7 protein-coding genes are annotated in these 5938 nt (G+C 36.7%); 5 read left to right on the forward strand and 2 right to left on the reverse strand.

Features of this window, described 5'->3' with window-relative positions:
* The 4 genes from K9V48_RS26765 to salA all read left to right on the forward strand — a co-directional run.
* Positions 1-230, forward strand: a 230-nt coding sequence (locus tag K9V48_RS26765) for a PT domain-containing protein (RefSeq protein ID WP_224142126.1), incomplete at its 5' end; no start/stop codon positions are given.
* Positions 231-474: 244 nt separating this feature from the next.
* Positions 475-912, forward strand: a complete 438-nt coding sequence (locus K9V48_RS26770; protein ID WP_224142127.1) for a DUF2521 family protein — start codon at positions 475-477, stop codon at positions 910-912.
* A 79-nt stretch (positions 913-991) separates the two neighbouring features.
* Positions 992-1705 carry an N-acetylmuramoyl-L-alanine amidase CwlD gene (gene cwlD / locus K9V48_RS26775; protein WP_224142128.1) on the forward strand — a complete coding sequence of 238 codons (714 nt, stop codon included), beginning with the start codon at positions 992-994 and terminating at the stop codon, positions 1703-1705.
* A gap of 90 nt (positions 1706-1795) precedes the next feature.
* Positions 1796-2857, forward strand: coding sequence for an iron-sulfur carrier protein/transcriptional regulator SalA (gene salA, locus K9V48_RS26780; RefSeq protein WP_224142129.1), 1062 nt, complete (start codon positions 1796-1798; stop codon positions 2855-2857).
* Positions 2858-3256: 399 nt separating this feature from the next.
* Here salA and gerD read toward each other — a convergent pair whose 3' ends face one another.
* Entirely contained in the window at positions 3257-3880 is a 624-nt protein-coding gene (gene gerD / locus K9V48_RS26785; RefSeq protein ID WP_224142130.1) for a spore germination lipoprotein GerD, read from the reverse strand.
* 147 nt (positions 3881-4027) lie between these two features.
* Between gerD and K9V48_RS26790 the strand changes: the two genes are divergently transcribed.
* Complete coding sequence (locus K9V48_RS26790) at positions 4028-4633, forward strand: KinB-signaling pathway activation protein (protein WP_224142131.1); 606 nt, start codon at positions 4028-4030, stop codon at positions 4631-4633.
* A 91-nt stretch (positions 4634-4724) separates the two neighbouring features.
* Here the strand turns inward: K9V48_RS26790 and pdaB are convergent, their stop codons facing one another.
* Positions 4725-5489 (reverse strand): polysaccharide deacetylase family sporulation protein PdaB, encoded by a 765-nt coding sequence (gene pdaB, locus K9V48_RS26795; protein WP_224142132.1) that lies wholly within the window; start codon positions 5487-5489, stop codon positions 4725-4727.
* Positions 5490-5938 lie beyond the last annotated feature (449 nt).

Genomic DNA, 5938 nt, shown 5'->3' on the forward strand with positions numbered 1-5938 from the left:
CAAGTAAAGAACCAAGTAAGGGTCCAAGTGAAGAACCAAGTAAAGAACCAAGTAAGGGTCCAAGTGAAGAACCAAGTAAAGAACCAAGTAAGGGTCCAAGTGAAGAACCAAGTAAAGAACCAAGTAAAGAACCAAGTAAGGGTCCAAATGAAGAACCAAGTAAGGGTCCAAGTGAAGAACCAAGTAAAGAACCAAGTAAAGGTCCAAGTGAAGAACCAGGAAAAGGTTAATATAATAAATAGTCCAATAATGTATCGAGGCCTAATCTTTCAAAAAGATGAGGCCTTTTTGATTGGAGAAGCAAAAGGAAGCATGCAATAAGGAGACCTAAACTTTATAGGATCGCAGTAGTAAAAAAACATTTAGTAAATAAGTAAGGTAATAAGATTTCCTTTACTTGATGAAATTGGCAGATATTCATTCGAATGATAAAAGATGTCAGTCGAACACTACATGTAAAGGGGGTCTTTTAGTATGAATGATATTATTTCTTTAAAAGAGAAGAGACACCAGAGGGATCTAAAATACGAGAAAAAAATGCTTAGAGAATTATCGTTAACAGAAATTAATTGTGCAATTGAGAAGTTTTTTGGAAGGGTTGTTCAAAATGGAAAAAAGTCCATGATTGAAGATGGATGTATTGATTTTGCTATTGAAGCCTACTTACTAGGTGCAAAATATAGTCGTTTTGGTTATTTGGGAGAGTCAATGCAGTCAGCAAATAAAAGGTGCCAGGTAGAAGAAAAACAGTTAATTGATGAATTATATGATTTTTTACTAACGTGGGAGAAAACAGATGAAAAGGATATCTCGTTTGATGAGGTCTATTTTGCCTGTGAATATTTCATTCAGTCATTGTGGGAAGAAGGATTTATAAAAGGAGAGAAACGCTATAAATTAAGGCTCCATTAGTTAAAGATTAAGTACTTCTTTTATCATATTCCTCAAAATTGCCCCATATATTGAAGTGAGGACGGGCAGGGGGGATTATATGAGTAAAAAGATAAAATGGGCTGCTTTTATAGCGGGTTTTATAGTGCTGCTTATTCTATTCCAGTGGCAATTTACGAATAATAAATCTTGGGAGTCTTGGAATCTTCCGCTTAGTGGAAAGGTGATTTATCTAGATCCAGGCCATGGCGGTCCAGATGGGGGAGCTGTAGGTGGCTCAACATTAGAAAAGGATGTATCCCTAAGCATTACCTTATTAGTAAGGGATTACTTACAGGAACAAGGAGCTCTCGTGTTAATGACGAGAGAAAAAGATGTTGATTTAGCAGATAAAAGCATAAAGGGATATAGTAGAAGAAAAGCGGATGACCTAAGAAAGCGCGTAAAATTAATTAATGAATCTGAAGCTGAGCTATTTTTAAGCATCCATTTGAATGCAATTCCTTCGGCTAGGTGGAGAGGCGCACAGACATTTTATAATGGGAAATTTATTGAAAATGAAAATGTAGCAAAATTTATACAAGATGAATTACGGAGAAACCTCGAAAATACTGAGCGTAAAGCAAAGCCAATCGATGGTGTTTATGTACTTAAAAATGCGGATAAGCCAGGTGCATTAGTTGAAGTAGGTTTTTTATCAAACCCTCAGGAGGAAAGATTACTTTCGACAGAAGTATATCAAGAAAAAGTAGCGGCATCAATTTATAATGGCATTCTAAGATACTTTTCAAACGAAACAAATCCTCCTGAATAAAAAGATAGTAGCATTTGAAGTTAATTACTCTTAATAATATCGTAATCATGTTATAATTATGTAAACGAATTCATACAAAGGATGGTTAGCATGTTACGAGAAGAAGAATTACGTAAAATCATCGGACAACTTCAAGATCCCTTTTTACATAGGTCGTTAGAAGAACTGAAGGCGATTGAAGAGGTAAACATAAAAGAGGAAAAATCTCATGTTAGTTTAAGAGTTGGAATTTCTAGAACGAATACGCCTGAGCAGCTTCAACTACAGCAGGGAATTGTTGAGTTAGTTAAAGGGGCTGGAGCTAAATCTGTAGGGCTTCGTTTCTATGAGCTTCCTCAAGAAACGATTGCTGCTTATCAAGATGAAAGTAGTTCTCAAGCAGATTCATTGTTATCCTCAGGAAGTAAAACAACCTTTGTAGCTATTGCTAGTGGTAAAGGTGGGGTAGGGAAATCGACGGTTTCGGTCAACCTTGCTGTGGCACTTGCGCGATTAGGGAAAAGTGTAGGACTAATAGATGCTGATATATACGGATTTAGTGTACCTGACATGATGGGTATTTCGAAAAGACCTGTGGTACGTGGCGAAAAAATCATTCCAGTTGAGAGATTTGGTGTAAAGGTCATTTCAATGGGATTTTTCGTAGAGGATAATGCTCCTGTTATTTGGAGAGGACCTATGCTAGGGAAAATGCTTAATAATTTCTTTAATGAGGTAGAATGGGGTGATCTTGACTATCTATTATTAGATTTACCACCTGGGACAGGTGATGTTGCATTAGATGTTCATTCTATGCTACCATCCTGCAAAGAGATTATTGTGTCAACGCCACACCCAACAGCTGCTTTCGTAGCGGCAAGAGCTGGTGCGATGGCCTTGCAAACTGATCATGAAATTATAGGTGTCATTGAAAATATGGCATATTTTGAAAGTGTGAAAACTGGAGAGAAGGAATATGTTTTTGGCCGCGGTGGCGGTGAAAAGCTTGCAGAAGAACTTCGAGTTCCGCTGATTGGAAAAATTCCATTGCAGCAACCTGATTGGAATGAGGAAGATTTTGCTCCATCTGTCTATGGGGATGATCATCCAATTGGACGAATTTATCAAACCATTGCTGAACAAGTTTTAAATATAATACCTGTAAAAGCATAAAAAGCGCATATTGCGCTTTTTATGCTTTTAGTATTTATAATGGGTAGTAATCCCCCGCCTCTAAATTGTTAATGAATCAAAGATTTGAAGGTGATAGTTAGCTGCTCGTTCAAGCTAAGATAAATCCTGATAACCTTTTTTATAATATCAGAATTTATAAGTCTAGGCTTCGCGAATTGTCCAGCGCAAGGCGTCATCGGCTCGAGGTCACAAGCCAGTCCAACCGAAAGGTTAAAGAACAACCTTTCCGGCTGGCTCGTCTTGTGCTTGTCGCCGATAGTTGGCGCCTTGCGCTTTTCTTAGTCGGGGATATAGAGAAAATCCCACTGATAAGGGTCTCGCCTTATGAGAGGAGCGTTTAAATTATCTGATGAAAGGTTTTAATTACACATACATAGGTTATTTAGAGCTTTCACCACTTGATTCCTCGCTACCACTGTTTTCTTCTCCAGAAGATTGCTCACCTTGCTTCCCGGCTTCTTCAGCAGCTTTTAATAAGGTCTCCTGTATTTTTGCTTTATATATAGGACTTGATAGTGTCTCCATTATTACATCTTGAAGATGTGTTCTAAATTCTTGGCTTTTAATTGACGTTTGCAACGTCTTTTGCATTTCAGGGTCTTGAAAAATCCCTATAAGCATTTTTTGATATTCTGGATCTGCCATTAAGCCCTTTATCACCTTTTCATGCTCTTTTTGAATGCTTTTTGCAAAGCTTTCAGTAAATTTAGGATCCTCAAAAGTCTTTTTCCAAAACTCGGCTCCTTTATCAGATGTTAAGGTAGTTTGAATGGTATCGGTTACTACTTTTTGGTCCATTACAAGGACTTGTTTCATTTCTTCGTCCTTCATTACTTCCTGGAGTGCTTTTTTTCCATCGTCTGTTTTTAATATATCAACAACCATTTTCTTTGTTTCTTCATAATCCATTTGACCCGCGGATTCCTCTTTAGGTGCACAGCCAGAGATCAGTACACTAATTATTAAAAGTGTTAGTATCATGAGGAGCGAGTATCTCTTCATGTTAATCTAAGCTCCCTTCTATTTGCATTTTGCTATTTATATTTTGAATTAATTAGGAGTATTTATACGCGGAAAATACTTCTGATGTGGTATTTATCATTAAGGCTTGGTAAAATCAATAATAGTAATATAATGGGGGAAAACGTTGTGAATAGTCGAAATTGGGTTCGTTTGTTTATTAGTACTTTACTCGTCGGTGGGGTAACAACGGGTATTGTCGGATTTGCTTTAAAGTGGTCAGAATATAAAGAGTTATTTATAGCCTTTGATATTATTGAAGTCTTATCAATCTTATTCTGGCTTATTGGGGTTGGATTTATTTTTAGTGTTATTAGCCAAATGGGCTTTTTTGCTTACTTGACGGTACATAGGTTTGGATTAGGGATTTTCCGTTCGGTGCCGATGTGGAATTTAGCCCAAATTGTACTAATTGTCTTCGTGTTATTTGATTTAGTCTATTTCCGTTTTCAGCTTTTTGTAAAGGATGGCGAAACAATAACACCGTATATTTTTTTGGCGCTATATGTCCTTATAGTGGGCGGAATCATAGCGTATTTCAAAAGAATGGATACGAATAAAGAGGCGTTTATTCCTGCATTGTTTTTTATGATTGTTATTACGACAATTGAATGGTTTCCAGCTTTAAGAGTAAATGAGCAGGATTGGTTATTGCTAATGCTAATTCCAATCCAGGTTTGTAATGCGTATCAATTGTTAATGTTGCCTCGGTTCAATCAAGTGAAAAAGAACTAGCGTAGGATGAGCTAGTTCTTTTTTGCTGTTTAGAAAACTCTTGTACCATGGATAAGCGTATGACATTTAGCTTCAGCGCTTTTGTTCATGCTTATTTAATTTCAGAAGATTTCGCATTAGCATTGGCGATAAGGTCACCAACCGTGACATTTTTTAAGTTCTTGCTGGATATTGCATTCAATATAGCGGGTAATGCCTTATTTGTTTGCTTAGCTGAATCGGAAGCATGTAGAAGAACAATGTCTCCTCCCTTTATCTTAGATGTCGTATTTTTAACAATCAGTTCAACTCCAGGATTTTTCCAGTCATCTGAATTGATACTATAGTGAACAACAGTGTATCCGTGCTTTTGTGCGACAGTAAGCACGTCTTTGTTAAAGTTTCCACCCGGGGGACGTAACAATGTAACATCTTTCACACCTAATTCCGTAAAAACCTCTTGGGCTAATGATAAATCTTTCCTAACCTCGTCTGGCTCAAGATCATTGTAATTAGTATATGCGTACCCCATACTTCCTACTTGATGACCATCTTCGACAATCCGCTTGATTACATCAGGATGTCTTTCCGCCCAAGAAGCGGACACGAAGAAGGTTGCATTATTAATTTTTTGCTTTTTCAATGTCTCTAGTATTGGCTCAGCATTTACATCGCCCCAGCTTATATCAAAGGTTAATGCAACTTCATTTCCTTTCGTCTCACCCCTGTAGATTGCCTTAGGTCCATCAGAAGTAGAGAAAACAGGATAATTTAAGACATTTTCTACATATAAAATTCCTGCGGTAAAAAAGGCTGCTACCATAATTATTGCAACTTGTTTAATCCTTTTCATATGAATGACATGAAACTGGTTCATAATGGTCCCCCTCGTCCACTTACTCTTGTGACAAGTTTATGCTTGGACTTCGACGAAAATGATTAAAAATAAAATGAAATAGGAAGAATGGGTTTGAAAATAGAGTACTTCTATTTTTTGTTTTAGTTAAGATCATTAATAAAAACAAAAAAGTTTAGATTTTTAGTTGACCAAACAAAATTGAAATGTTATATTAATATTCGTCGCCAAGGAGCGGTTGAGTAGTTGACTTTTAAAAAAGAAAAATATCTAAAAATAAGTTGACGAAACAAACGTGATATGGTAATTTAATAAAGCCGCTTCTGAGAGAAACGGCAACAAGATGATCTTTGAAAACTAAACAAAACCAAGCGTGCCAACGTTAATTTCGATTAACATAAACGTACTATATAGTACAAAACTTATGAGCAAGTCAAACACTTTATTGGAGAGTTTGATCCTGGCTCAGG

It is taken from the genome of Metabacillus rhizolycopersici (genome assembly GCF_020075705.1).

Coding starts and splice junctions, on each gene's coding strand:
- K9V48_RS26770 (WP_224142127.1), top strand. CDS start 475: ATGAATGATATTATTTCTTTAAAAGAGAAGAGACACCAGAGGGATCTA.
- cwlD (WP_224142128.1), top strand. CDS start 992: ATGAGTAAAAAGATAAAATGGGCTGCTTTTATAGCGGGTTTTATAGTG.
- salA (WP_224142129.1), top strand. CDS start 1,796: ATGTTACGAGAAGAAGAATTACGTAAAATCATCGGACAACTTCAAGAT.
- gerD (WP_224142130.1), bottom strand. CDS start 3,880: ATGAAGAGATACTCGCTCCTCATGATACTAACACTTTTAATAATTAGT.
- pdaB (WP_224142132.1), bottom strand. CDS start 5,489: ATGAACCAGTTTCATGTCATTCATATGAAAAGGATTAAACAAGTTGCA.